Raw genomic sequence first — 24,456 nt, 5'->3', positions numbered from 1 at the left:
ACCTTCCTGAACTTTAGGCCTGATCTTTAGGAGCCAACCGAATGAGCACTTCAGCGCAGATCGGCGTCACGGGCCTCGCGGTCATGGGCCGCAACCTCGCCCGGAACTTCGCGCGCAACGGCTATACGGTCGCCGTGCACAACCGGACCGCGTCCCGCACCCACGCCCTGGTGGAGGAGTTCGGCGGCGAGGGCGACTTCATCGCGGCGGAGACGGCCAAGGACTTCGTGACAGCGCTGGAGCGCCCGCGCCGCCTGGTCATCATGGTCAAGGCCGGTGAGCCGACGGACGCGGTGATCCAGGAGTTCGCCCCGCTCCTCGAACCCGGCGACATGATCATCGACGGCGGCAACGCGCACTTCGCGGACACCCGCCGCCGCGAGCGCGACCTGCGCGAACAGGGCATCCACTTCGTCGGCATGGGCGTCTCCGGCGGCGAGGAGGGCGCGCTGAACGGGCCGAGCATCATGCCCGGTGGCCCGAAGGAGTCGTACGACTCGCTCGGTCCGATGCTGGAGAAGATCTCCGCGAAGGCGGAGGACGGGGCGCCCTGTGTCACGCACGTGGGTCCAGATGGCGCCGGGCACTTCGTGAAGATGGTGCACAACGGCATCGAGTACGCCGACATGCAGCTGATCGGCGAGGCGTACCAGCTGCTGCGCGATGTCGCCGGGTACTCCCCCGCGCAGATCGCGGAGATCTTCCGGACCTGGAACACGGGCCGGCTGGACTCCTACCTGATCGAAATCACCGCCGAGGTGCTGTCCCACGTGGACGCGGCCACCGGCAAGCCGTTCGTGGACGTCGTCGTCGACCAGGCCGAGCAGAAGGGCACCGGCCGCTGGACGGTGCAGATCGCCCTCGACCTCGGCGTCCCGGTCTCCGGCATCGCCGAGGCGGTCTTCGCCCGCTCCCTCTCCGGGCACGCGGCGCTGCGCGAGGCCTCGCGCGGGTTGGCCGGACCGACCGCTTCCCCGCTGGGCGAGGCCGAGGCGGCGGCCTTCGCGGACCGGGTCGAGCAGGCGCTGTACGCGTCGAAGATCGTGTCGTACACGCAGGGCTTCCACGAGATCGCGGCGGGCAGCGAGGAGTACGACTGGAACGTCGACCTCGGCGCGGTCTCCTCGATCTGGCGCGGCGGCTGCATCATCCGCGCGGCCTTCCTCGACCGGATCCGCGCCGCCTACGACGCCCGCGCGGATCTGCCGAGCCTGCTGTCCGACGAGACGTTCGCGCAGGAGATCGCGGCGGCGCAGGACGACTGGCGCGAAGTCGTCGTCGCAGCGACCCGCCAGGGCGTCCCGACACCGGGCTTCTCCGCGGCCCTCGCCTACTACGACGCACTGCGCGCCGAGCGGCTGCCCGCGGCGCTCACGCAGGGGCAGCGGGACTTCTTCGGGGCCCACACGTACCGCCGGGTGGACCAGGACGGCTCGTTCCACACCCTCTGGGGCGGTGACCGCTCGGAGGTCTCGGGCTGACCTCGCCCGCTGTGCCGAGCCCGCCTGCCAGGGATCCGGTCAGGCGGGCTGCCACAGTTCGATGCGGTTGCCCTCGGGGTCGGTGACCCAGCCGAAGCGGCCGACGCCGTCCATCTCCTGCGTCTCCCCGTCCACGTCCGCGTCCTTGGCGCGCAGCTGCGCGAGCATCGCGTCGAGGTCGCGGACCCGGAAGTTGAGCATGGTCTGCTGGGTCCGGGACCCGAAGTATTCGGTGTCGGCCGGGAAGGCCGCGAACACCGTCGGCCCGGCTTCCTGCTGCCACAGACCGTGCTCGTCGGCGTCCAGGCCGAGGCAGTCGCGGTACCAGGTGCTGAGGGCCGCCGGGTCGGTGGCCCGCATGAAGTGTCCGCCGATTCCAAGCACACGTTCCATATCGGCCATCCTGCCAGGAGGGCGGCCGGGACGGCGGGCTCAGCAGGGGCGAGCATCATGGCCGGCGGCCGGCTTCAGATGGGCGACTCGCAGGTGTCCCGCTTCATGCTGTCGGCTTCAGGTGAGCGGCGGTCCCGGCTCCGGGTTCGGCACGGGTTCCGGGCCCGGTGGGATCGGGGACGGGGAAGGCTCCGGGGTCGGGCCGGGTGGGACCGGGGACGGGCCGGGGACGGGGCCCGGCGGTGGCGTGGGCCGGGGCGTCGGGGGTTCCGGGTCCGGACCCGGTGTGGGGCCGGGACCGGGGGTCGGGCTCGGTGGTACGGGACCGGGGCCCGGGGTCGGTCCTGGGGGTACGGGGTCGGGGCCCGGGGTGGGTCCGGGTCGTACGGGGTCGGGGTACGGGTTGGTCATGGTGTCCTCCAGCCAGTGGGTGCGTCGGCTCTGGACTACTCCCCCGCCTACCCGTCCCCCGCGCCCGCACTCACCCGGGCGGGCTCACCCGACCCGTGCGCCGGAGCGCGGCCGGACGCGGCCAACATGCACCACCCGGGCGCCGACGCACTCATCCGACGCACAGTCCCCGGACGCTGCCGGACTCACCCGACGCAGGGCCTCCGAGCCCCGCCGGACTCACCCCACACGCGTGGCCCGAGCCCTGCCAGACTCCCCGGCGCACAGCCCCCAGGCCCTGCCGGCTCACCCGACACCCGTGACCCGAGCCCCACCGGACTCACCCCACCCGCACAGCCCGAGCCCCCGCAGACAGCCCCAGCCGCGGGCTCGACAGCACCGGGACCGAGGTGGTCGTCAGGTGCTGGGCGCCCGCCATGGACCCCTGCGCGAGGACGATCGCGTCGGCGTCCCTGACCGCGTCCACTGCATCGGCCACCAGACGGGCGCAGCCCTCGGTGTCGCCGGCCTCGAAGCGGGCCCAGGCGCCGTCGACGAGCAGGGTGCGGACAGCGACAGGGCGGCCGATGCGGCGGCCCTCCTCCTCGACCAGCGCGACGGTCGGCCCCAGCGTGCTCTCCAGCGTGGCGGCCACGACGACGCGCGCACCGGCGGCGACGGCCGCCGCCGCCATCGGGCGGTCACCGCGCAGCACCGGCACGCCGGCGTCGGCCCCGGCCGACTCCGCCACCGCGCCGATGGTCGAGCAGGTGCACAGCACCGCCCGGGCCCCTTCGGCGACGGCCTCCTCCAGCGCGTCCCGTACCGCGTCGGTCACCGCTTCCGGTCCCTCGCGGCGGGCCCGCGCCAACAGCTTCTCGTCGACGAAGTGCCGTAGTTCCAGGCCCTGGTGATCCTCGTCGCGCAGGGCGTCGAAGACCGGGACGTGGGCGGGCGAGGTGTGCAGCAGGGCGAGCACGCGGGCGGGCCTTTCTTCCGGAACCGGTACCGATGGCCTCCCTAGAACCGGCCGGGGTGCGCGGTCAGCCACTCCATCGCCGCCTTCAGCAGCGTGGGGTCGGCGGCCGGGGCCTCCTCGGGGTGGCGGGCCGCCCACTTCACGACGTAGGGACAGAGCGGGGCGACGACGATCCCCTCGCGGGCGGCGATGCCGTACAGCTCGCGGGCCAGTGAACCCGCGATGCCCTTTCCCTCGTGGGCCGGTTCCACGATGGTGTGGACCGGGACGAGGGCGCGCTGGGGGGATTCGAGGACGAAGTACTCGATGTGGCCTACGACTTCGCCGTCCCCGATCGCCTCCAGGCGGCCCGCCGCCCGGTCGTCGCGGATCTCGATCTCGCTCATGGGCGTTCTCCTGGTGTGGTGGTCAGGCCGTGACGGACTGCGGGCTGCGCGCCTGCTCCGAACCCGGCACCGGCTCGGACGGATCGGCGCCCAGGCCCACGATCCGGTTGGCGGAGTCCACGTGCACGACCCGGGGCCGAAGCGCCCGCGCCTCGGCGTCGGACACCTGAGCGTAACTGATGATGATCACCAGGTCTCCGGGATGCACGAGGTGGGCGGCGGCCCCGTTGATCCCGATGACACCGGAGCCCCGCTCGCCCTCGATGACGTACGTCTCCAGGCGGGCGCCGTTGGTGATGTCGACGATGTGGACCAGCTCGCCGGGCAGCAGATCGGCGGCGTCCAACAGGTCGGCGTCGATGGTGACGGAGCCGACGTAGTGCAGGTCGGCCTGGGTGACGGTGGCACGGTGGATCTTGGACTTGAACATGGTACGCAACATCGAGGCACTCCCACGAGTAGGCTCCCTGCCTGCGTCTTTGCAGGTCAAGGGCTGTTTCCTCACCCTACAACGAGTCGTATGTACGGTCAGCTTTCCCCGGGTTTTTCAGGACTCATGCTGACCACTTGCTGACTTTCCTGACACCCCATCAGGCGACTGAAGAGGGCATCCATCACTGTCGCGGACGCCACCGCGACGACGGCCCGAGCCTACCCAGCACCATCTGAAGGACGTCAGTGAGCATCGCCACTCGGACGGTCTGGACGGTCATCAGGTGCGAAGTCACACGACCGGAAATCGGGCCACGTGCCGCCTTCGGTCAACTGGCCACCCCTCTCTCATTCCGGCCCGCAGGAAGAGGTGACCGCAGTTCCAGGAAACCTGAGCGGCCGACGCGGCGGGGCCATATAGCGCTGAATCACGGCCAAGCCAAACCGGCGTCTCTGATGACCATGTCTGCAGCTCGTCCGGTGGCTGTTGGCACAGGGGCGAGTGTCAAGAACGTTTAGAACTGGGCCAGAGCAGAGCGCGAGCGCCGCCGTCATAGGGCTCAGGCCAGCCTCAAGGAGCCATCTTGCACGTGGAACCGCAGTCGCATCTCGCCGAGACCCGCTCTGATGTCGACTCATCGCACCGGCGTCGCAGCGTCGAGCCCGTCCTTATGGATACTTCTCAGGTCGCTGTAATGCTCAATATGTCCACGAGCTGGGTCTACAGGGAGGCATCAAAACTTGGCTTGAAGGGCTACAAACTCGGCCGAGGCAGGAACGCCAAGATCCTCTACAAGCGAGCCGAGGTCTTCAAGTGGCTGGAGCAACAGAAGGTCTGCTAATGGATGTTGTACTGCCCTCGATCTTGCGGTCATTCAGCCACGCGTTGAGGGCTTGCTCTGCGGGCCCCGTCATCGACCCCCAGCTCGATGGATCCTGCATGAGCCGACGGTGGCGCCGGAGGGCTGGCTCGCCGCGTTGTACTTGTAGGTCGTGGTGCCCGCCGAGGTCTGGTCGCCGTCGGCGTCGTAGGTGTAGGCGGTCGTGGTCGAACCGGTGACGGCCTTGGTCAGTTCGTCGGCGGCGTCGTAGGTGTAGCCCGTGCTGGCGGTGGCGGTCGCCTTGGTGAGGCGGTTGCCGGCCTTGTCGTAGGTGTAGGCGGTCTTCGAGGAGCCGGTGGGGCAGCCGGTGGAGCCGGAGGGTGCGGTGCACTCGGACAGCAGTCGGCCGTTGGTGTCGTAGCTGTAGCTGGTCGGGGGCTGTGCGGTGCCGGCGCGGGTGGACGTGACCGTCGACGGGGAGCCGTTCGCGTCCCGCGTGGCGGACCAACTCGCCAGGGTGCTGGTGGAGTTGGCCGAGGCGATGGTCGCCAGTCGGCCCGTGCCGTCGTAAGTGCGGCTCTCCGTATAGCCGTTGGTGGTCGGGAGTGTGGTGGTGGTGAGGTTCCCGGCCACGTCGTAGGCGTACTTGGTGGTGGCCGAGTCGTTCGGTCCGGTTTGTCACCTCCTGGTCCCGCTCGCCGTGAGCGTCAGCGGCTGTCGCGAGAACGACACGGCCGGCGCGATCCCGCTGCCCGAGGCCGCGTCGGTGGTCACTCCGTACACCCCGGGGAGTGGCCGCCGACGGCCCACGGCTCACCGTCATGACGCCTCGGAACTCACCCCCTGCCGCTCCTTCAGCCAGGCCACGCTCTCGGCCACCAGGTCGAAGATGTCGGCCCCTTCGGCGATCCCGTCCGCCTCGATGATGTGCACTCGGATCGAGTCCCGGCCGGCGTCGAGCGCGTCCGCCAGGGCCACCGAGCCCTGCCCGGCGGCGACTTGGGGTTCACCGCGTACCGCCGGGCCGTCCTTGACGTGGACGAGTTCGACACGTTCGCCGAGCCTGGCGACCACGTCGGCGGGGACCTGGCCGGCGGTCTGTGCCCAGTAGAGGTCGACCTCGGCGACGATCGACGGGTTGAGGGCGTCCCACAGGACGTCGTAGCCGTAGCGGCCGTCGTCGAGCGGGGTCCACTCCCAGTAGTGGTTGTGGTAGCCGACCCGCAGGTCGTGGGCGGCTGCCGCCTTGGCCAGGGCGTTGAGGCGGTCGGCGTACCGGCCAACTCCCTCGGCCGAGACCAGGGCGTCGCGGGTGAATCCGGGGAGTGCCTCGGGGGTGGAGGCGATGGCGATGGGCACGCCTGCTTCCGCCATCTCCTCGAAGAACCAGCCGGGGTCCTCCGCGTCGGGCAGGCGGGCGTGGGTGGAGGAGACGGTGAGGCCGGCGGCGTCGATGTCGGCCTTCAGGGAGCGTGCCTCGGCCAGGCGCGCGGCACGGGTCAGTTCGGTGCGGCCGAGGCGGAAGGGTTCCACCGTGGTCACCCCGAGGTCGGCGATCCTGGCCAGCGTGGCGGGGCGGTCCTCCAGGACGTTCATCAACGTGTAGAGCTGCAGGCCGATGTCCGGCATGCCAAGTTCCAATCTGTCGGGGCCACTTGGTCACTTCACCGTCACTTCACCGCGCCTGCGGTGAACCCGGTGATGAGGAAGCGCTGGAGGAGGAGGAAGCCGGCGACCACCGGGACGGACACGACCAGGGAGGCGGCCATGACCTGGTTCCAGTAGACGTTCGCCTCGGTGGAGTAGGCCTGCAGGCCCACGGCCAGGGTGCGGGTCTGTTCCGTGGTGAGGACCGAGGCGAAGAGCACTTCTCCCCAGGCGGTCATGAAGGCGTAGATGCACACGGCGACGATTCCGGGTGTCGCGGCGGGCACGATGATCTGCAGCAGGGTGCGCAGCGGTCCTGCGCCGTCCACCTTCGCCGCCTCGTCGAGGTCGCGCGGCACCGTGTCGAAGTAGCCGACCAGCATCCACACCGCGAACGGCAGGGAGAAGGTCAGGTAGGTGACGATGAGCCCGGTGCGGGTGCCCACCAGGTCGGTGCCGAGGTTCTGGTCGGCGTAGACGAACAGCAGGTACAGCGGCAGCAGGAAGAGGATTCCGGGGAACATCTGGGTGGCGAGCACCGCCCCCTTGAAGCTCGCGCTGCCGGGGAACGTCCAGCGGCTCAGCGCGTACGAGGCGAAGACCGCCACCAGCACCGACAGCACCGTGGCGGACACGGCCACGATCAGCGAGGTGACGAAGTACTGGGCGAGCGGCACGGTGTGCCAGATGTCGATGAAGGACTGGATCGTCGGCGAGGACGGGAACCAGGTGAACTCGCCCTGCACGTCGGGGAGCGTCTTCAGCGACGAGGCCAGCATGACGTACAGCGGGGCCGCGACGAACACCGACAGCAGCGTCAGCGTGACGTACCGGAAGGCCCGGTAGCCCGGGGTGTCATGATTCATGGCCGGTCCTCCGGGTGAGAGCGAGATAGCAGGCGCTGACCAGGGTCAGGAACAGCAGAAGCAGCACGCTCATGGCCGAGCCGAGGCCGAAGTTCCAGGTGGCGAACGAGCTTTGGTAGATGTGCACGGAGATCAGGTCCCCGGCCGGCGGCGCCGAACCGCCGAACAGGATGTACGGGGTACTGAAGTCGTTGAAGGTGTGCAGGAACATCACGAGGACCAGCACCTTGTTGACCGAGGACAGCAGCGGCAGGGTGATCATCTGCAACTGCCGCCACGGCCCTGCTCCGTCGATGCTCGACGCCTCGTACACCTCGCCCGGTATCGCCTGCATACCGGCCATGAGGATCAGGAAGGCGAAGGGCCACATCCGCCAGATCGCGACGACGCACTCGGCCCAGAAGGCGTTCTGGCCGATCAGCCAGAACGGGTTGGAGTCGATCAACCCGAGCTGGTTGAGCAGGTGGTTGAGCATGCCGTTGTCGCGCTGGAAGATGAAACGCCAGGTGATGACCGCGGTGTACGCGGGCAGTGCGTAGGGCACGAGGAACAGCGTCCGCAGCAACCCCCGCCCGCGGAAGCCGCGTTGCAGCGCGAGCGCCGCCGCCATGCCGACGATCCAGGCCCCGGACAGGACCACGGCCGTGAAGCCGAGGGTGACGAAGAAGGACTGGGCCAGTGCCTTGCCGGTGGGGCCGTCGAAGTCCAGGACGATCCTGAAGTTCCCGAGGCCGGTGAAGGGCGCGTCCCACCAGTGGCTGATCTGGTACTGCGTCACACGCAGGCCGCTCATCGCCACACCGAGCACGATGGGCACGAAGTGGATCAGCAGTTCGAGGGCCAGGGCGGGGAGCAGGAAGGCGTACGGGATCCAGCGGCGACCTCGCCCCCGGAAGCGGCTGCCGCGCGCGGACTGTTTCGGCGTGTCGGGGGTTCCGGGGCTCTCGCGGGTCCCGGAAGGACTGATGACTGCCATCGTCCTGCTCCTAGCTGCCGGCTTCGAGCTTCTGGTCGGCCGCGGTCATCTCGCTCTTGATCCTGGCCTTGCCGGGCTGCTTTCCGGTCGCGGTCTGCGCGGCGAAGGAGCTCATCGCCTGGCCGACCAGGGTCTCGAACTGCGATTCCTCGGCGATCTGCGGCAGCGGCACGGCTCGGGAGCTGAGAGTTTCGCGGGCCACAGCGAGAGTCGGGGTGTCGAACGCCGGGTCCTTGGCGTCGGTGACCGAGGGCAGCGTCCCGTAGGTCTTGTTGAGGTACACCTGCTCCTTGGCGCTGGTCAGGAACTTCACGAACTGGGTGGAGCCGTCGAGGTTCCCGGTGTTCTTGAAGACCGCCACGTTGATGCCGCCGACGAACGAGCCGATGTCCTTGCCGCCCGCGACCGCCGGGTCCTGGGCCGGTACCGGGACGACGCCGTAGTCGGCCGTCGTCAGCTTGTACTGGCCCAGGGTCTTGCCGGTCGACGACTGGGCGAGGATCATCCCGGCCTTGCCGGAGGCGAAGTTCTGCAGGAGGGCGACCTTGTCGGTCATCTCGGCGTCGGACGGGTTGACGATGCCGTCCTTGCCGATCCAGGACAGCCACTGGTCGATCCCGTCGACCATCCCCGTGTCGTCGAACTTCGGGGTGTGGCCGCTGAAGACCTTGGCTCCGTGCTGGGTGCCGAGAATGAACGCGAAGTGCGCGGCGAACGAGGACGAGGCGCCCTGCAGGCCAAGACCCCACTGGTCGGTCTTGCCGTCGTTGTTGGTGTCCTTGGTGAGCTTGTGTCCGTCGGCGACGAACTCGCTCCACGTCTTCGGCGGTGAGGTGATGTTCGCGGCCTTGAACAGCTTCTTGTTGTAGAAGAGTTCGTACGAACTGGTGTAGAGCGGCAGGCTCGCCGGGTCCTTGCCGGTGGCGCCCGTGGACTTCAACGCCGCGGGCAGGAAGCGCGATTCGCCGCCGACCTTGGCCATCAACTCCTTGTCCCACGCGACGAAGGCGCCGGTCGCCTGGAGTGACGCGGACCAGGTGTTGCCGATGTTCAGTACGTCGGGGCCCTTGCCGCTGGTCGTCGCCGCGAGGATGCGGTTGAGCAGGTCGGCGGAGGGGATGACCTCCAACTTGACCTTCACGCCGGTCTGTTGGGTGAACTTGTCGATCTCCGGCTGGAGGACCTTCTTGTCCGCGTCCAGGCTGGTGCTCTGGTTGGTCGCCCAGTAGGTGATGGTCTTGTCACCGGAGGCGGAGGTGGAGCCGCCGCCGCACGCTGTGACACCGGCGCCTGCCAGCATCGCCGCAGCCGCGAGCGCGACTGCACGGGTTCTGCGCTGCATGGGATTTCCTCTCAGGACGTGCGAGATCGATGGGGGTGGTGCACGGGTTCGGTGCCGGCGTGCGGGGCCGGGGGGTTCAGGCGGAGACGGACTGCGGGAGGGCCGCGGGCGCGGGCCGCTCGGCCCGGCTGGTGATGGCACGGGCTCCGGCGGCGAACGTCGACTGCTCGATGGCTTCCAGCACTTCGAGCACGTGCAGGGCGAACTCGCCCGGGACACGCAGCGGTTGACCGTGCAGGGACTCGACGAGGTCGTTCACGCCGTGGCCGCGGAACGGGCCGGCTTCCGGAGCGCGGGTGGGAGCGATGACCGGCGGGAGTTCGGACCAGTCCGTGTCCGTACGTCGCTTGATGAGGACCGGGGCGTCGTGGCGGTTCGGGTCGGGGATGTTCAGGGTGCCCTCGGTGCCGTAGACCTCGATGTGGGGCAGGGTCATGTCCCAGATGTCGAAGCTGTAGAGGGTGGAGACGATCGCGCCGGAGGTCGTGCGGAGGATGGCGGCGACGGTCGTGGGGACGGTGACCTCGACCTCGTCGACGACGCGGTCCGGGGTGGTCACGGTGATCCGGGGGCTCGGGATCGTGCTGGTGCCGACGACTTCGGCGACGGGTCCGAGCAGGTTGACCAGGGCGGCCACGTGGTAGGGGCCCCAGTCGAGGGTCGGGCCGCCGCCGGGCTGGAAGAAGAAGCCGGGGTTGGGGTGCTTGGCCTCGACCTTGGACGAGCGGACGAAGGACGTGGCGGCGAAGGGCGTGCCGATCAGGCCGCCGTCGATGGCGGCGCGCGCCGTCTGGCCCGCCGTGCCGAGGAACGTGTCGGGGGCGCCGGCCAGGACGCGCCCGGCCGCCTTGGCCTGCGCCAGGTTCTCGCGGGCCAGTGTGACCGTCGCGGCGAGGGGCTTCTCGCTGTAGACGTGCTTGCCGGCCGCGAGCGCGTCTCGCGTCACCTCCCAATGGGCCACGGGAGGCGTGATGTTGACGACGACGTCGACGTCCGGGTCGGCGTAGAGCTCGGCGGGCGTGCCGTACGCGGGGATGCCGTGGAGCTCGGCCTTGGCGCGGGCCCTGCCGACGTCGATGTCGGCGATCCTGATGATCGGCAGGTCGCCGTACCAGTTGAGGCCCCGGGCGTAGGCGTCGAAGACCATGCCGGCGCCGACGACGCCGATGCGTGCACGAGGGGTTGATCCATTCACCGTGTCTCCCAGGTCGCGGTCGAGCGGAGCGAGTCCGCCGGTGGATGAGACCGGACGTGCGAGACACGATGGAAGCTAGTGGCGACGGTGAGAGGCAGTAAAGGCCGCCGGTTCGCTGGGCGGACCGCCCGGCTCAGTGGGTGGTGCGCGGCCCCAGGAAGCGCCCGATCCCGGCCGGCGAGAGCAGGTGCTCGATGCCCAGCACCATGGCACCGACCATCGCTGCGTCCCGGCCCAACTCGCTGCGGGTGATGGACAGTTCACGGGTGGCGAGTGGCAGGGCCTGCCGGTACACCACGCCCCGCACCGCGGAGAGCAGGTCGTCGCTGGCCTCGACGATCTCGCCGCCGACCACGACGTGCCGGGGGTTCAGCATGTGGATGCACAGGGCGATCACCTCGCCCAGCGTGACCCCGGCGGCGCGCACCGCGTGCAGCGCGTCCGGCAGGCCGTCGCGCAGCCGTGCCAGGAAGTCCCGCATCGCGGCACCGTCCTCCGCCACGTCGAGGCGCGGTTCACCGGTCGCCACCAGGCGCCGGGCGAGCGCCGCTGTGGACGCCACCGCCTCGACGCAGCCGGCCTTTCCGCACCGGCACACCACCTCCTCGGCGCCGGGGACACGGATGTGCCCGATGTCTCCGGCCGCGCCGTCGGCGCCCCGGTGCAGTGTCCCGTCGGCGAGCACGAACCCGGCGCCGATACCGGCGCCGACGGTCACGAACAGCACGGGCAACTGCTCGGGCGGCACCGTCCGCGCCTCACCGAGCGCCATCAGGTTGACGTCGTTGTCCACCAGGACGGGACAGCCGAGCTCACCCCCGAGCCGCTCGGCCACCGGGAAGCCGTCCCAGCCCGGCATGATCGGCGGGCGGACGGCCATGCCACGCGCCACGTCCACCGGACCCGGCAGTCCGACGACCAGGACGCGGGGCCGGTCCGCCGGGACCTTCGCCTGTTCGAGCAGGTCGGCGAACTGCTCCACCAGCAGGTTCACGGTGCGCTCCGGGCCCTCGGCGAGCGGCCAGGGGACGACCGTGTCGGCGAGCACCCGCTGGGTCAGGTCGGTCACCAGGCAGCGCGTCGAGAAGGTGGTGAGGTCGGCGATGAGCACGACACCCGCGTCCCCCGCGAGGCTCAGCCGCAGTGCCGGCCTGCCTCTTCCCCCGCCGCCGGCGTCCTCCCCGTGCAACAGCCCCGCGTCCACCAGGTCCTGTACGTGCGTGTGGATCGAGGACCGCGAGAGCCCGGTCAGCCGGGACAGGTCCAGGCGATGCGCCGCCTCGCCGGCCGCGATCAGCCGGGCTATCTGACTGCGCACCGCGTCGGGATGACGGCGCGAGCCGCTGCCCGGTGCGCCCAGTCGTGCTGCCACGTTCACTCCCCATGGAACGGCCGACGACACCAACGGACGATTAATATTCCAGAAACGACAATATTCAAAGGGCTTTCCTGACAGAAGTATGCCTCTTACTGTTGGCCCTGGATGAGACCGGAACAGCGAGTTCCCGTACGGCACGTGCCGAAAGGATCTTGCATGGCTGCCCCGACTGGGCACACCACACGCGTCACCGAAACCCCCGTACGACACCCCCGCAGGCCGCGCCCACGGGTCGCCGTCCTCGGCGCGGGCATGATCGCGGGAGTCCATGTCCGCAGCGCACGCGCGGCCGGCGCCGACGTGGTCGGCGTCCTGGCCTCCTCGCCCGAGCGGAGCCGGGCGGTCGCACACGACTGGCAGCTCGACGTCGGCTATCCGGACGTCCACGCCGTCCTGAACGACGACCGCGTCGACGTGGTCCACATCTGCACGCCCAACCACCTCCACGTCGCCCAGGCGCGCGACGCGCTGCTCGCGGGCAAGCACGTCGTCTGCGAGAAGCCGATCGCCACTTCGGCGGCCGACGCCCGGTTGCTCGCCGACACCGCCACGGCCTCGGGCCTGATCGCCACCGTGCCCTTCGTCTACCGCTATCACCCCATGGTCCGCGAGCTGCGGGCCCGGGTCGCGGCCGGCGACTTCGGCCCCTGGCAGCTGCTGCACGGCTCGTATCTCCAGGACTGGTTGCTCCCGCCGGAGAGCACCAGTTGGCGGGTGGACCCGGTGGCCGGCGGCCCGTCGAGAGCCTTCGCCGACATCGGCTCGCACTGGTTCGACCTGGTGGAGTGGGTGGCCGGGGTCCGGATCTCCGAGGTACTGGCCGAGACCGCCACGACGGTGGCCGAACGGCTCGACGCCGGGGGTCCCACGTTCTCCGGTGCGCCGCTCGCCGGGTCGGTACGGGTCCCGGTCACCACGGAGGACGCGGTCGGCGTGCTTGGGCGGACGACCGACGGGGTCCTGGTCTCCGCGACCGTCTCGCAGGTCTCGGCCGGCCGGAAGAACCGGCTGTGGTTCGAACTCGACGGCGCGGACGCCAGCGCCGTCTTCGACCAGGAACTGCCCGAGTCCCTGTGGCTCGGCTACGGCAACCGCACCGAGACCCTGGTCCGCGATCCGACGTCCAACACCCGTGAGGCGGCCCGGCTCTCACTCGTACCCGCCGGACATGCCCAGGGCTATCTGGAGTGCTTCGAGAACTTCGTCAAGGACACCTACGCGGCTCTGCGCGGCGAGGCACCGGAGGGGCTGCCCACCGTGCTCGACGGTGTACGGTCCGCGCACCTCGTGGACGCGGTCCTGGCCTCGGCGGACCGGCGTGCGTGGACGTCGGTTCCTGGATAGGCGGCACGCATGAACGACGGTCCCCGGCTGATCAGCGCGCATGAACCACGATCCCCGACTGGCCGGTGCGCGCGGACTACGGCCCTCGGCCGGCCGGCGCGCGTGGACCGCTGTCCTCGACCAGCCGGCCGCGCGAACCACAGACCTCGACCGACCGACGCGTGCGACTCCTCGCCCCGGCCGCCCTCCCCCATCCCTCCCACCGAAGGAGCCGCGCCATGAAGCTCGGATTCCTGACCGCCTGTCTCCCCTCCCTGTCGCTCGCCGAGATCGCCGACTGGGCCGCGGCCGAGGGCTACCAGACCCTCGAAGTCGCGGTGTGGCCGAACACCGGCGGCCGCGACTTCGAGGCGTCCCACCTCCCCGTGGCGACCTTCTCGGCGGCCGACGAGGACGCGACCCGCGAACTTCTGCGCCGCACCGGCCTGGAGATCAGCTCTCTCGCCTACTACGAGAACAACCTGCATCCCGACCCCGCGACCCGGGAAGCGATCAGAACCCATCTCCGGCACGTGATCGACGTGGCGGCACGGCTCGGCGTGGAGTCGGTCGGCACGTTCATCGGACGCGATCCGGGGCTCTCCGTCGTGGAGAACCTGCGCGAGGGCGAGAAGATCCTCCCCGAGTTGGTCGGCTACGCGGCGGATCGCGGCGTCAAGATCGTGATCGAGAACTGTGTGATGGAGGGCTGGCACCCCGACGGCTATCCGGGCAACCTCGCCTACTCCCCCGAGCTGTGGGAGTGGATGTTCGGGCTCGGCTTCTACCTCAACTGGGATCCCTCGCACCTCACTTGGATCGGCGTCGACCCCCTCACGACGATCGAGCCGTACATCGACCGGATCGTCCACACCCAGGCCAAGGACGTCGAGCTCTTCCCCGCCAAGCGCGACCGGTTCGGCTTCTTCGGGACCGTGCACAAGGGCGACAACCCCTGGGAGATGGGGTGGTGGCGCTACCGGGTGCCCGGTCTGGGCGAGGTGGACTGGCGCCGGGTCGTCGACCGCTTCCACGAACTCGGTTACACGGGCACCGTCTCCGTGGAACACGAGGATCCCGTCTGGTCCGGAACCGAGGACAAGGTGAAGCAGGGCCTGCGCATCGCCCACCGGACACTGCGACCGCTCATCGGTGAGGAGACAGTCGTGCAACGGGACATCCCCACCTCCTGAATAAACCCGTCCGGCGGCGGGGTGGTCCATGGGTCACCGTGGACCACCCCGCCGCCGGACGGAGAGCCGTCGCTCAGCTGCCGTTCCGGCACATGGTGATCGAGCTGCACCCGCGTGAGTAGCCGTTCGCGGTGGGCGAGTTGAGGGCTGTGCCGTAGTTCCAGTCGGCGCCGCGGTCGGTGGCCGGGTCGTAGGTGATGCGGGTCTGGGCGTGGTGGGGGTTGGCCACGAACTGGTCGTAGTGGAACGTGATCGTGGACGGCACGAACAGGCCGCGGTTGTACCGGGCGGTCATCGTATAGATGCGGGCGCCGGTGATCGCCCAGTTCGGGATGTGCCGGACGTACGCCCACTCGTTCTGCGTGCGGTAGTGGTTGTAGAGGTCCGTGTTGCTGCGGATCTGGTCGGGGACGTACAGCGCGTTGCGCGCGTACGCCGGGTCGATCGTGTAGACGAACGTACGGGCGGTGATTGTGCCGCGGAGGCAGCGTTCCATGAGGTAAGGGCCGATGCCCGGAAGGATCGCGTAGGCGACGAGCCGGCCCGTGGAGCACTGGTTGTTCAGGGCGATGTTGGCCAGGTTGTTCACGCCCTGGCTGCGCGCGAAGTCGTCGGCGACGTCCTGCGTGCCCGAGGTCGAGATGTACTCGCTGTTCAGGGAGCGATCGCCCTGGACGTGGGACACGATGTCGGAGTTGGTGCCCCGGGACCAGAAGCCGGTGTTGAAGATGCCCTGGTTGTTGTCGGCGATCGGGGCGCGCGAGTCGCCCCGGTACAGGGTGGCCGGCATGGCCGCCTCCGCCACGATGTCCCGGTTGTGCAGGGTGGGGCAGTTGGACCCGGAGGAGGACGCACCCGAGGAGGGACCGCCAGGGCAGGGGTAGGTCTGCGCCTGGGCGGTGGCCAGGGGGCCGAAGAGGGTGGCGATCAACGCCAGCAAGGCGGCGGTCACGGTGGACGCGATCGTGTGCTTCACATGACGGGAACCTCCGGGGCCGCGGGTCGGTACGGCGGCGGTATGCGGATGCGTTCCCCGTGTGGGGGGCTCCGTGACATCTGGGTTGGGCAGGGCTCTGATCTCCAGGTTCCGGGTGCTCGCTCAGCGCTTGCGCGACCCACACTGCGCACCCGGGAGTTGATTCGGCAGCCCCTTCCACCAGGTAAATCAACTCTTCATGGCCTGATTTTGCACCCCGCCGACACGTCGGTCGGAGGTACCTGGACCCGCGTCACATCAGCGGCAGACGATTCGCGCTGAGGGCCAGGACCACCAGGGCCGCGTCCTCGGGGCGCCTGGGGTCGCGGCCGGTGAGTTCGGCGAAGCGGTTGAGCCGTTGCTGGATGGTGTTGCGGTGGCAGTACAGGGCGGCGGCCGTGTCGGCGACGGAGCCGCTGCCCGACAGGTGCGTCTGGACGGTCTCCAGGAGCCGGTCCACCTCCGCCGGAGGAGCTCCCGCGTGCAGGCCGCCGAACACATCGGCCGCCAGATCCCGGCCGAGGTCCCCGGCCCGATGGACCAGCACGTCGAGCCAGCTGTCCTCCAGGCGATGCGGTTCGGTGGCGTCGGGCGGGAGCACACGGGCTGTGGCGATCGCCAGCGTCACCGCACGGGGCACCTCGGTCAGCCCGGTCACCTCCGAGGAGACACCGCACGGCGTCCCCTGAAGCTGTGCCAGCACCGCGTCCCGGGTCAGCCGGGGGCTCAACTGGACGACCAGGACCATGTCCGAGGCGACCGCCTGTTGTTGCAGCGGGGCACCGAGGTTCCGGAGTGCGTTGGCGACTCCGCGCAGGGAGGCTTCGCCGCCTCCGGGGGTGACCGCGCACAGGAAGTGTCCGGACACCTGGAACCCGAGCGCCCGTGCCGCGTCCTGCACCACGGTGGGGTTGCGGCCGTCGCTGTCCAGGAGCCGACTGAACCACAGCCGCCGCTCGTCCTCCGTCCGCCGCCCCATCTCCAGCACGGTGCGCTGATAGGCGGTCATGATGCCGGTGACGTGGTGCTCGACCGCCTCCCACACGTAGTAGGCGGAGTTGACCAACTGTGCCCTGCCCTCGTCACCCGCGCGCCGGACCAGCGCGGCCCACACGACCCGGAAGTCCACGCGGGCGGCCTGCAACAGCGCGTCCAGCGGAACGCCCTGCCGCGCCCGCTGTTCGCCGACCCGCTCGGAGACACCGGCGATGTGTTCCGGCACCGGAAGCCGCGCCACGGTGCGCAGCAGCACCTCGAACGCCTGCCAGGCACTGTCGCGGAAGTCCTGCGGAGAGACCAGCTCCGAGTAGGAGGCGCGCAGCGGCCCCACGTACTCGGCCCATTCGTCGACCAGGCTGTCGATCTCCTCCAGGCACTGGCGTGCCAGCGCGACGACATGTGGGTCCGGCGGGGGCAGCGCCGAGGGCGAGGGCGGAGTGTGCATGTGCTCCATCCTGGCCTGCTCCTCCTCGCCCGGCAGCAACGGGCTCAGCCCCGTACGCGGATGACCTTCCGGTTGACGAACTCGCTCATGCCGTACGCACCCAGCTCCCGTCCCACACCGGAGAGCTTGACCCCGCCGAAGGGCAGGTCCTCCTGGGTTCCGGAGGGGCCGTTGATCGAGACCATGCCGACGTCGAGCGCGTCGGCGACGGCCTTCGCCGCCTCGATGTCGCGGCTGAACACGACACTGCCCAGGCCGTACGGCGTGTCGTTGGCGAGGCGGATCGCCGTCGCGGTGTCGGGGACGCGGTGGACGACAGCGACCGGACCGAAGATCTCCTCCCGGTACGCGCGCATGCCGGGGGTGACGCCGGTGAGGACGGTCGGTTCGACGAAAGCTCCCTCACGGGCCGGCCGCTTGCCTCCGGTCACCGCCGTCGCGCCCTTCGCCACCGCGTCATCCACCTGCGCGATCACGGTCCGGGCGGCCGCCTCGGAGGAGAGGGGTCCGAAGGAAACGCCGTCGTCGGTGGGGTCCCCGACGGCCAGGGCCCGCACCGCGCCGGTGAAGGCGTCCAGGAACCGGTCGTAGACAGAGTCGACGACGATGAACCGCTTCGAAGCGGTGCACGCCTGGCCCGCGTTGCCCATCCGGCCCTCGACGGCCGCGCCGACCGCGGCCTCCAGGTCGGCGTCGGGCAGGACGACGAAGGGGTCGGAGCCGCCTAGTTCGAGGACGTACTTCTTGAGGTGGCGGCCCGCGACCTCGCCCACCGCACGCCCGGCCCGCTCCGAGCCCGTCAGCGACACACCCTGGACCCGCGGGTCCGCGATGACACGGGCGACCTGCTCGTTGGTGGCGTACACATTGACGTACGCACCGGCCGGCAGTCCGGCCGCCCGCATCATGTCCTCGATCGCCTGCGCCGACTCGGGGCAGTTCGGGGCGTGCTTGAGGACGATCGTGTTGCCGAGGACGAGGTTGGGCGCCGCGAAGCGGGCCACCTGGTAGTACGGGTAGTTCCACGGCATGACGCCGAGGAGCACGCCGAGCGGTTCGGACCGTACGACCACGTCGTCGCCGCCGCGGATGTCGAGCCGCTGGTCGGCGGCGAAGTCCGGGCCGCGCTCCGCGTAGTACGCGAAGATCGCGGCCGACAGGTCCACCTCACCCAGTGCCTCGCGGGTGGTCTTGCCCATCTCGCGCGTGATGATCGCGGCCAGTTCCTCGCGCCGCTTCTCGAACTCCCGGGACACGGCGAGGACGAGTTCGGCGCGCTCCTTGACCGGGCGTCGGCGCCAGTCGGCGAACTCCGCTGCCGCCGCCTCGACCGCGCGGTCGACCGTGGCGTCGTCCGACGTCGGATACCGCCGCACGAGCCTGTTCGTGGCCGGGTCGACGATCTTGTATTCCGTCATGTGTCTTCCGTCTTCCTTCCTTCGCGGAGCCGAGGTGGATCAGCCGAGGTGGAGGAGCGTCCGCAGGTCCTCGCCCGCCCGGATCCGCGTGAGGAGTTCCGGCTCGGCCGCGTCCGACAACTCCGCCTGCCGTACTACGGCGGCCAGCGCGCCCGGCGGCAGGGCGATCACTCCGTTGGCGTCGCCGAGGACGATGTCGCCCGGTGCGACACGGACGCCGCCGATGTGCACGGGCACCTGGTGCTTCCCGCCTTCGCCGTCCAGCCGCTTGGTGGTCAGGCAGCTGGTGCCCCGGGCGTGAACCGGCAGGCCGGAGTGCGGATCCGTGAGCGCGTCCACGTCGGTCACCACGCCGTCGACGAGGATGCCCGCGGCCCCTCGCGCTCGCGCCGCCGCGACCGTGACGGCGCCGATCGGCGCGTGGGTGTGGTCACCGCGCATGTCGACGACCAGCACCTCACCGGGGCGCAGCGCGACGAGCGCGCGGTTCACGGCCGTGGCGTCCGGAGCGTCGAGGGCGAGCGTGGCGGCCGTACCGGCCATCCGGCGCGGCTGCCCGAGCCGTCGTACGGCCGGGTCGACGAAGCCGTCTTCGAGCAGGTGGCCGAGGGTGGGGAGGTCGACATGCGTGAGGCGCTCCAGCAACTCCGCTTGCCCGGGGGCTACTTGACCTGTTGCCGTGACGCTCACCGCTCCGCCTCCGTCCGGACCACCGCGACGCAGTCGATCTCCAGGGACACGCCCCACAGCCCCACGCACACCGTCGTCCGCGCCGCCCGGCGCTCGGCGAAGTACGTCTCGTAGACCTTGTTGTAGGGCGCGAGTTGGTCCGGTGAGCTGAGATAGGTGTTGACCTTGACGACGTGGTCGAGGTCGGAGCCCGCCGCGTGGAGGACGGCTTCGAGGTTGCGCAGGGTCGCGTGCACGTCGTCCTCGAAAGTGCCGGTCGACGCTCCCGGGGCGGCGGGGATCTGGCCGGTGGTGAAGACGAAGCCGCCTGCGGACGTCGCCTGGACATAGGGGCCTACGGCGGCGGGGACGCCCGGCGGCGAGTCGATCCGCGTGATCCCGCTGACGCTCGTGCCGCTGCTCATGCGACGGCCCCGATCGGGCGGCCCGCGGACCGGGATGCCACGCCCGGCTCGTCGATGTCCCCGAACCGGGTCTCGGCGAGCAGGAACAGGGCCAGCAGGGACAGGGTCGCCGCGCCGAGGACGTACCAGGCGATCGAGGAACTGTTCCCGGTGGCCGTCAGCAGCCACGCGGTGATGGCGGGCGTCGCCGCGGACCCGAGCAGGCCCGACAGCATGTAGGCGACCGAGAGGCCCGAGTAGCGCACGTGGGTGCCGAAGAGTTCGGCGAGGAAGGTCGCGATCGGGCCGTAGTTGGCGGAGAAGGCGAGCATCATCAGCGCATAGGCGACGAAGACCAGGGGCGCCGAACCGGTGTCCAGCAGCCAGAAGAACGGGAAGGCGAGGACAGCCTCCGCCGCGATGCCCGCGTAGATGACGGGCTTGCGGCCGACCCGGTCGGACAGTCGCCCGAAGTACGGGATGGCCACGAAGGCGACGGCGCAGGACACCATGACCGCCCACAGCATCAGGTTCTTGGAGTGTCCGAGGTCGTTGGTGCCGTAGCTCACGCCGGAGGCCACCATCAGGGTGAAGGTCGATCCCGTGGACAGCGTCGCGATACCGCCCAGCAGCACCTGGCGCCAGTACCGGCGCATGAGGGCGACGAACGGGATCTTCGCCTTGGCCCCTTCGTCGCGGACGGCCTTGAAGGAAGGCGTCTCCTCGATGTGGAGCCGGATGTACACGCCGATGCCGACCAGGAGCGCCGAGGCGAGGAAGGGGATCCGCCAGCCCCACGAGTACAGCGCGTCGTCGCTCGTGGTGGAGGCCACCAGCAGGAACGCCCCGTTGGCGAGCAGCGTCCCGATCGGCACGCCGATCTGGACCATGGAGCCGAAGAACCCGCGTCGATCGGCCGGCGCGTGCTCGACGGTCATCAGTACGGCACCGCCCCACTCGCCGCCGAGCGCGAGGCCCTGGATCACCCGGAGGCCGAGCAGCAGCAGGGGCGCGGCCACGCCGAGGGTGCCGTAGCCGGGGACGAGGCCGATGGCGAAGGTGGCCACGCCCATCGCCGTCAGGGAGATCAGCAGCATGGACTTGCGGCCGAGCCGGTCCCCGAAGTGACCGAAGAGCACGGCCCCCACCATGCGCGCCAGATAGGCGGAGGCAAAGGTCAGGAACGACAGGATCGTGCCGACGGCACCGTCGAACTCGGGGAAGAACACCTTGCCGAACACCAGCGCGGAGGCGGTGCCGAACAGGAACAGGTCGTACCACTCGACCGTGGTGCCGACCATGCTGGCGAGGGAGATCCTGCGCATCTTCGTCGCGTCGAGCCGGCTGTCGGGGATCGGCGGGGAGGCGGGAGCGGTCATGGGGACTCCGGTCTGAGCAGAGGAAGCGTTTGGGGACTGTGCGGGCGCCATCGGGTCGGCCCACCGTGCATCGACCCCTTCACCGGCCACAAGGAGCAGAAGCACACCGCCACGGGCCGCCGACTGTGCAGATGACCAATGCGCCACGTCGCGCTTCGAGGTCCGGATGAAAACTTCTTGTTACGGACGTGGGGCCGAGCAGAAGAACACTCAGGGCACGGACGTCGACCGCCTGCCCGGTTCTGTTCATCTGCACACTTCGAAGCCCGTATCCGAGGGCCTTTGACCCGTGTTTCCGGCCGCCCCGAAAGCAACACTGACCGGGCAACCGCGGCCTCAAGAGAAGGAACACACACCCGATGGCGAACGTCGCACCCGAGTCTCCCGAGCCCTCCGAGCGCCCCCTCTCCGCCGGCCATCTGCTCGTCGCGCAGCTGGAGCGCGAAGGCGTGCGGCGGGTGTACGGCGTCCCCGGCGAGTCCTTCCTCGACGTCCTCGACGGTCTGCACGACTCGCCGATCTCGACGGTCGTCACCCGGCACGAGGGCGGCGCGGGCTTCATGGCGTTGGCCGAGGGCAGGCTGACGGGGCTGCCCGGGGTCGCGATGGTCACCCGGGGTCCGGGCGCCGCGAACGCCTTCATCGCCGTCCACACCGCGTACCAGGACGCGACCCCGATGCTCCTCTTCGTCGGCCTGGTCCCGGTGCCCGACCGGGGCCGGGAGTCCTTCCAGGAGTTCGACCTCACCGGGTGGTTCGGCAGCACGGCGAAGAAGGTCGTCATGCTGGACGACCCGACCGCTGCCGCCCGTGTCGTCGCGGAGAGCGTCCACGTGGCGCGGAGCGGTCGGCAGGGTCCCGTGGTGATCGGCCTTCCCGAGGACATCCTCACCCTGCCTGCGGGCCCCTCCCGCCCGGTGCAGCCGCTCGCGGTGCCCAGGCCCCGCGCCGCCGAAGCCGAACTCAAGGAACTGGTGCGGCGGTTCGAGCACGCGCGCCGCCCGCTGGTCGTCGTAGGGGGCGAGGGCTGGACCGCCGAGAGCGGCCAGGAACTCATGCGCTGGGCGACCCGGCACTCGATCCCCGTCCTCGCCGACTTCCGCGCCTACGACGCCGTCCCCCACGACCCCCAAGGCACGGGTGCCTACGCCGGTTCACTCGGCTACGGCCGCGGCGACCACGCCGCCCGACTGCTGGACGAGGCAGACCTCACCGTCTTCCTCGGCGCCCCTCGCGGCGACGTGCTCAGCGACGGATACACCCGCGGCCTCGACTCGGAGACGGTGCTCGTCCTCCCCGGCAACGCACAGGGCCACAGCGGGCGTATCGACCAGTTCGTCTCGGCCCACGCACCCACCTTCGTCCTCGACCTCGTCACCACACCCGCGTCACCGGATGCCGACGTCGCATGGTTCAAGGCGGCCGGGGAAGCACACACGCACTTCTCCACTCCCTCACCCGAACCGACGGCCCCGGACGACGACACCTACGTCGACCTCACCTCGGTCATGAGCGTGCTGCGCGAGGAACTCACCCCCGACACCGTCATCACCTACGGCGCCGGAAACCACGCCCTCTGGCCGGCCCGTCACCTTCCGCACCGCACCCCGGCCTCCCTCGTCGCCCCCCGCAACGGCGCCATGGGCATGGGCATACCGGCCGCCGTCGCCGCCTCGCTGGTCTTCCCGGGACGCGAGGTCGTGTCGGTCGCGGGCGACGGCTGCTTCCTGATGAACGGCCAGGAACTGGCCACCGCCGTGGGCCATGGCGCCGTCTTCGTCGCCCTGGTCGTCGACAACGGCTGCTACGCGACGATCCGCGAACACCAGGAAGGCGCCTACCCCGGCCGCCCGTCCGGCACCCGGCTCACCAACCCGGACTTCGCCGCATGGGCGCGCTCGTACGGCGCATACGGCGAGACGGTGACCTCGCACCGCGACTTCCGCGAGGCGTTCCGCCGCGCCCGCGCGAGCGGACTCCCGGCCGTACTGCACCTGATCCAGGACCCGACGGTCCGCGCACCGGCGACCGCCGCCTGAGCCCCTGGTCCCCTCAAGCTCCTCCCCTTCCATCACCCGACAGGACGTGATCATGAGCACCCCCGACGCCACCCTCTTGAAGGACTTCGCGACCCTCTCCGCCTTCGGCGCCACCCCCGCCGGCGGAGTCGACCGCCAGGCCGCCACCGCCGCCGACGGAGAACAGCGTGCCTGGCTCCACCAGTGGCTCACCGCCCGTGGCGCCGAGGTCCGCTACGACGGCGTCGGCAACCAGTTCGGTCTCTTCACCGTCACGCCCGGAGCGCCGTACGTCCTCACCGGCTCCCACCTGGACAGCCAGCCGCTCGGCGGCCGTTACGACGGGGCGTACGGCGTACTGGCCTCGGCGCACGCCGCACACCGGGCCGTGCGGCAGTACGGCGACTCCGACGCCGCACCGAAGTACAACGTGGCGGTGGTCAACTGGTTCAACGAGGAAGGCTCCCGCTTCAAGCCGAGCATGATGGGCAGCGCCGTGTTCACCGGGAAGCTGCCCGCCGGCACCGCCCTCGCGACGACCGATCCCGCGGGCACCACGGTCGAGACCGCCCTCCGCGAGATCGGCACGATCGGCGACTACCCCGGACCGGACGTGGCGGCGTACGCCGAGATCCACATCGAGCAGGGCCGCGACCTGGAGAACAAGGGGCTCACCATCGGCCTGGTGGACGCCACGTGGGCGGCACGCAAGTACCAGGTGGTGGTGCGCGGCGAGCAGTCGCACACCGGATCCACAATCATGGCGGACCGGCGCGACGCCCTCTTCGGTGCCTCGCTCCTCGTCGTGGCGGTGCGTGAACTGGCCGAGCAGAGCACGGACTTGCCGTTGCACACCTCGGTCAGCGAGGTGACCGTCGAGCCCAACTCCCCTGTCGTGGTGGCCCGCGAGGTGCGCATGCACGTCGACCTGCGCTCGCCCGACGAAGCCCTGCTCGACGCGGCGGCCAAGAAGCTGGCCGAGTCGATCCCAGGCATCGAGGAGCGCGCGTCGGTCTCCATCGAGCAGGTACAGACGCATGGTTGGGGCGTGGCACCGTTCCCGGCGGCCGGCGTCGAACTCGCCACCCGAGTCGCCGACGAACTGGGGCTCAGCCACCAGACCATGATGACCATCGCCGGCCACGACTCGCTCAACATGAAGGACGTCGCGCCGTCGATCATGCTGTTCGTGCCCAGCGTCGAGGGAATCTCCCACAATGAGGGCGAGTTGACGGACGACCACGACATCAGCGCGGGCACCGATCTGCTGACCGAGGTGGTCCACCAGCTCATGTTTGGCGCCCTGGACGACACACGGTGACCCGTAGGGCATCAGGAGGATCACG

The 24,456-nt window shown here is 70.1% G+C and carries 23 protein-coding genes; 6 read left to right on the top strand and 17 right to left on the bottom strand.

Features of this window, described 5'->3' with window-relative positions; all coding sequences use genetic code 11:
* Positions 1-41: 41 nt before the first annotated feature.
* Entirely contained in the window at positions 42-1,481 is a 1,440-nt protein-coding gene (gene gndA, locus OH768_RS46350) for an NADP-dependent phosphogluconate dehydrogenase (protein WP_406462912.1), read from the top strand.
* Positions 1,482-1,520: 39 nt separating this feature from the next.
* Here gndA and OH768_RS46345 read toward each other — a convergent pair whose 3' ends face one another.
* The 4 genes from OH768_RS46345 to panD all read right to left on the bottom strand — a co-directional run bounded on the left by OH768_RS46345 (position 1,521) and on the right by panD (position 4,071).
* Entirely contained in the window at positions 1,521-1,874 is a 354-nt protein-coding gene (locus OH768_RS46345) for a VOC family protein (RefSeq protein ID WP_406462911.1), read from the bottom strand.
* 730 nt (positions 1,875-2,604) lie between these two features.
* Positions 2,605-3,243 carry an aspartate/glutamate racemase family protein gene (locus OH768_RS46340; protein ID WP_406462910.1) on the bottom strand — a complete coding sequence of 213 codons (639 nt, stop codon included), beginning with the start codon at positions 3,241-3,243 and terminating at the stop codon, positions 2,605-2,607.
* Between the two features lie 41 nt (positions 3,244-3,284).
* Positions 3,285-3,629, bottom strand: coding sequence for a GNAT family N-acetyltransferase (locus tag OH768_RS46335; RefSeq protein ID WP_406462909.1), 345 nt, complete (start codon positions 3,627-3,629; stop codon positions 3,285-3,287).
* A 22-nt stretch (positions 3,630-3,651) separates the two neighbouring features.
* Positions 3,652-4,071, bottom strand: a complete 420-nt coding sequence (panD, locus tag OH768_RS46330) for an aspartate 1-decarboxylase (RefSeq protein WP_406462907.1) — start codon at positions 4,069-4,071, stop codon at positions 3,652-3,654.
* A gap of 661 nt (positions 4,072-4,732) precedes the next feature.
* Between panD and OH768_RS46325 the strand changes: the two genes are divergently transcribed.
* Positions 4,733-4,903: a helix-turn-helix domain-containing protein gene (locus tag OH768_RS46325; protein WP_406465711.1), complete on the top strand. Its 171-nt coding sequence runs from the start codon at positions 4,733-4,735 to the stop codon at positions 4,901-4,903.
* Positions 4,904-4,972: 69 nt separating this feature from the next.
* On the opposite strand, the gene OH768_RS46320 is transcribed toward OH768_RS46325, so the two are convergent.
* From OH768_RS46320 to OH768_RS46290, 7 genes are all read right to left on the bottom strand, one after another.
* Entirely contained in the window at positions 4,973-5,515 is a 543-nt protein-coding gene (locus OH768_RS46320; RefSeq protein WP_406462905.1) for a hypothetical protein, read from the bottom strand.
* A 186-nt stretch (positions 5,516-5,701) separates the two neighbouring features.
* A complete protein-coding gene (locus OH768_RS46315) occupies positions 5,702-6,511 on the bottom strand; it encodes a sugar phosphate isomerase/epimerase family protein (RefSeq protein ID WP_406462903.1) in 810 nt (269 codons plus the stop codon).
* 41 nt (positions 6,512-6,552) lie between these two features.
* A complete protein-coding gene (locus tag OH768_RS46310) occupies positions 6,553-7,395 on the bottom strand; it encodes a carbohydrate ABC transporter permease (RefSeq protein WP_406462902.1) in 843 nt (280 codons plus the stop codon).
* Positions 7,385-8,371 (bottom strand): carbohydrate ABC transporter permease, encoded by a 987-nt coding sequence (locus tag OH768_RS46305; RefSeq protein ID WP_406462900.1) that lies wholly within the window; start codon positions 8,369-8,371, stop codon positions 7,385-7,387. The genes OH768_RS46310 and OH768_RS46305 overlap by 11 nt, the downstream gene beginning before the upstream one ends.
* 10 nt (positions 8,372-8,381) lie before the next feature.
* Complete coding sequence (locus OH768_RS46300) at positions 8,382-9,713, bottom strand: ABC transporter substrate-binding protein (protein WP_406462899.1); 1,332 nt, start codon at positions 9,711-9,713, stop codon at positions 8,382-8,384.
* 76 nt (positions 9,714-9,789) lie between these two features.
* Positions 9,790-10,908, bottom strand: a complete 1,119-nt coding sequence (locus OH768_RS46295) for a Gfo/Idh/MocA family protein (protein ID WP_406462897.1) — start codon at positions 10,906-10,908, stop codon at positions 9,790-9,792.
* Between the two features lie 133 nt (positions 10,909-11,041).
* Positions 11,042-12,280 carry an ROK family protein gene (locus OH768_RS46290; protein ID WP_406462895.1) on the bottom strand — a complete coding sequence of 413 codons (1,239 nt, stop codon included), beginning with the start codon at positions 12,278-12,280 and terminating at the stop codon, positions 11,042-11,044.
* A gap of 162 nt (positions 12,281-12,442) precedes the next feature.
* Between OH768_RS46290 and OH768_RS46285 the strand changes: the two genes are divergently transcribed.
* Both OH768_RS46285 and OH768_RS46280 read left to right on the top strand, forming a co-directional pair.
* Positions 12,443-13,630 (top strand): Gfo/Idh/MocA family protein, encoded by a 1,188-nt coding sequence (locus OH768_RS46285; RefSeq protein WP_406462893.1) that lies wholly within the window; start codon positions 12,443-12,445, stop codon positions 13,628-13,630.
* A gap of 218 nt (positions 13,631-13,848) precedes the next feature.
* A complete protein-coding gene (locus OH768_RS46280; RefSeq protein WP_406462892.1) occupies positions 13,849-14,802 on the top strand; it encodes a sugar phosphate isomerase/epimerase family protein in 954 nt (317 codons plus the stop codon).
* A 73-nt stretch (positions 14,803-14,875) separates the two neighbouring features.
* On the opposite strand, the gene OH768_RS46275 is transcribed toward OH768_RS46280, so the two are convergent.
* The 6 genes from OH768_RS46275 to OH768_RS46250 form a co-directional block, all read right to left on the bottom strand.
* Entirely contained in the window at positions 14,876-15,778 is a 903-nt protein-coding gene (locus OH768_RS46275; protein ID WP_406462890.1) for a hypothetical protein, read from the bottom strand.
* Positions 15,779-16,031: 253 nt separating this feature from the next.
* Entirely contained in the window at positions 16,032-17,222 is a 1,191-nt protein-coding gene (locus OH768_RS46270) for a PucR family transcriptional regulator (protein ID WP_406462889.1), read from the bottom strand.
* 44 nt (positions 17,223-17,266) lie between these two features.
* Positions 17,267-18,640, bottom strand: coding sequence for an NAD-dependent succinate-semialdehyde dehydrogenase (locus tag OH768_RS46265; protein WP_406462888.1), 1,374 nt, complete (start codon positions 18,638-18,640; stop codon positions 17,267-17,269).
* Between the two features lie 39 nt (positions 18,641-18,679).
* Positions 18,680-19,330 carry an RraA family protein gene (locus OH768_RS46260; protein ID WP_406462886.1) on the bottom strand — a complete coding sequence of 217 codons (651 nt, stop codon included), beginning with the start codon at positions 19,328-19,330 and terminating at the stop codon, positions 18,680-18,682.
* On the bottom strand, positions 19,327-19,734 hold the full coding sequence (locus tag OH768_RS46255) for a RidA family protein (RefSeq protein ID WP_406462884.1): 408 nt from the start codon (positions 19,732-19,734) through the stop codon (positions 19,327-19,329). The genes OH768_RS46260 and OH768_RS46255 overlap by 4 nt, the downstream gene beginning before the upstream one ends.
* Positions 19,731-21,092 carry an MFS transporter gene (locus OH768_RS46250; RefSeq protein ID WP_406462883.1) on the bottom strand — a complete coding sequence of 454 codons (1,362 nt, stop codon included), beginning with the start codon at positions 21,090-21,092 and terminating at the stop codon, positions 19,731-19,733. The genes OH768_RS46255 and OH768_RS46250 overlap by 4 nt, the downstream gene beginning before the upstream one ends.
* A gap of 359 nt (positions 21,093-21,451) precedes the next feature.
* Between OH768_RS46250 and OH768_RS46245 the strand changes: the two genes are divergently transcribed.
* On the top strand, positions 21,452-23,131 hold the full coding sequence (locus tag OH768_RS46245) for a thiamine pyrophosphate-dependent enzyme (RefSeq protein WP_406462881.1): 1,680 nt from the start codon (positions 21,452-21,454) through the stop codon (positions 23,129-23,131).
* Positions 23,132-23,183: 52 nt separating this feature from the next.
* Positions 23,184-24,431 carry a M20 family metallo-hydrolase gene (locus OH768_RS46240; protein ID WP_406462879.1) on the top strand — a complete coding sequence of 416 codons (1,248 nt, stop codon included), beginning with the start codon at positions 23,184-23,186 and terminating at the stop codon, positions 24,429-24,431.
* The last annotated feature ends 25 nt before the right edge of the window (positions 24,432-24,456 follow it).

Origin of the sequence: Streptomyces sp. NBC_01622 (assembly GCF_045209635.1) — a bacterium.
GTDB lineage: Bacteria > Actinomycetota > Actinomycetes > Streptomycetales > Streptomycetaceae > Streptomyces.
Note: the sequence above shows the minus strand (reverse complement) of the source record. Positions and strands in the feature narration are given on the sequence as shown.

What these genes read in the sequence shown, in the direction of transcription:
- gndA (WP_406462912.1), top strand. Translation starts at nt 42, where the DNA reads ATGAGCACTTCAGCGCAGATCGGCGTCACGGGCCTCGCGGTCATGGGC.
- OH768_RS46345 (WP_406462911.1), bottom strand. Translation starts at nt 1,874, where the DNA reads ATGGAACGTGTGCTTGGAATCGGCGGACACTTCATGCGGGCCACCGAC.
- OH768_RS46335 (WP_406462909.1), bottom strand. Translation starts at nt 3,629, where the DNA reads ATGAGCGAGATCGAGATCCGCGACGACCGGGCGGCGGGCCGCCTGGAG.
- panD (WP_406462907.1), bottom strand. Translation starts at nt 4,071, where the DNA reads ATGTTGCGTACCATGTTCAAGTCCAAGATCCACCGTGCCACCGTCACC.
- OH768_RS46325 (WP_406465711.1), top strand. Translation starts at nt 4,733, where the DNA reads ATGGATACTTCTCAGGTCGCTGTAATGCTCAATATGTCCACGAGCTGG.
- OH768_RS46315 (WP_406462903.1), bottom strand. Translation starts at nt 6,511, where the DNA reads ATGCCGGACATCGGCCTGCAGCTCTACACGTTGATGAACGTCCTGGAG.
- OH768_RS46310 (WP_406462902.1), bottom strand. Translation starts at nt 7,395, where the DNA reads ATGAATCATGACACCCCGGGCTACCGGGCCTTCCGGTACGTCACGCTG.
- OH768_RS46305 (WP_406462900.1), bottom strand. Translation starts at nt 8,371, where the DNA reads ATGGCAGTCATCAGTCCTTCCGGGACCCGCGAGAGCCCCGGAACCCCC.
- OH768_RS46300 (WP_406462899.1), bottom strand. Translation starts at nt 9,713, where the DNA reads ATGCAGCGCAGAACCCGTGCAGTCGCGCTCGCGGCTGCGGCGATGCTG.
- OH768_RS46285 (WP_406462893.1), top strand. Translation starts at nt 12,443, where the DNA reads ATGGCTGCCCCGACTGGGCACACCACACGCGTCACCGAAACCCCCGTA.
- OH768_RS46280 (WP_406462892.1), top strand. Translation starts at nt 13,849, where the DNA reads ATGAAGCTCGGATTCCTGACCGCCTGTCTCCCCTCCCTGTCGCTCGCC.
- OH768_RS46270 (WP_406462889.1), bottom strand. Translation starts at nt 17,222, where the DNA reads ATGCACACTCCGCCCTCGCCCTCGGCGCTGCCCCCGCCGGACCCACAT.
- OH768_RS46265 (WP_406462888.1), bottom strand. Translation starts at nt 18,640, where the DNA reads ATGACGGAATACAAGATCGTCGACCCGGCCACGAACAGGCTCGTGCGG.
- OH768_RS46255 (WP_406462884.1), bottom strand. Translation starts at nt 19,734, where the DNA reads ATGAGCAGCGGCACGAGCGTCAGCGGGATCACGCGGATCGACTCGCCG.
- OH768_RS46250 (WP_406462883.1), bottom strand. Translation starts at nt 21,092, where the DNA reads ATGACCGCTCCCGCCTCCCCGCCGATCCCCGACAGCCGGCTCGACGCG.
- OH768_RS46245 (WP_406462881.1), top strand. Translation starts at nt 21,452, where the DNA reads ATGGCGAACGTCGCACCCGAGTCTCCCGAGCCCTCCGAGCGCCCCCTC.
- OH768_RS46240 (WP_406462879.1), top strand. Translation starts at nt 23,184, where the DNA reads ATGAGCACCCCCGACGCCACCCTCTTGAAGGACTTCGCGACCCTCTCC.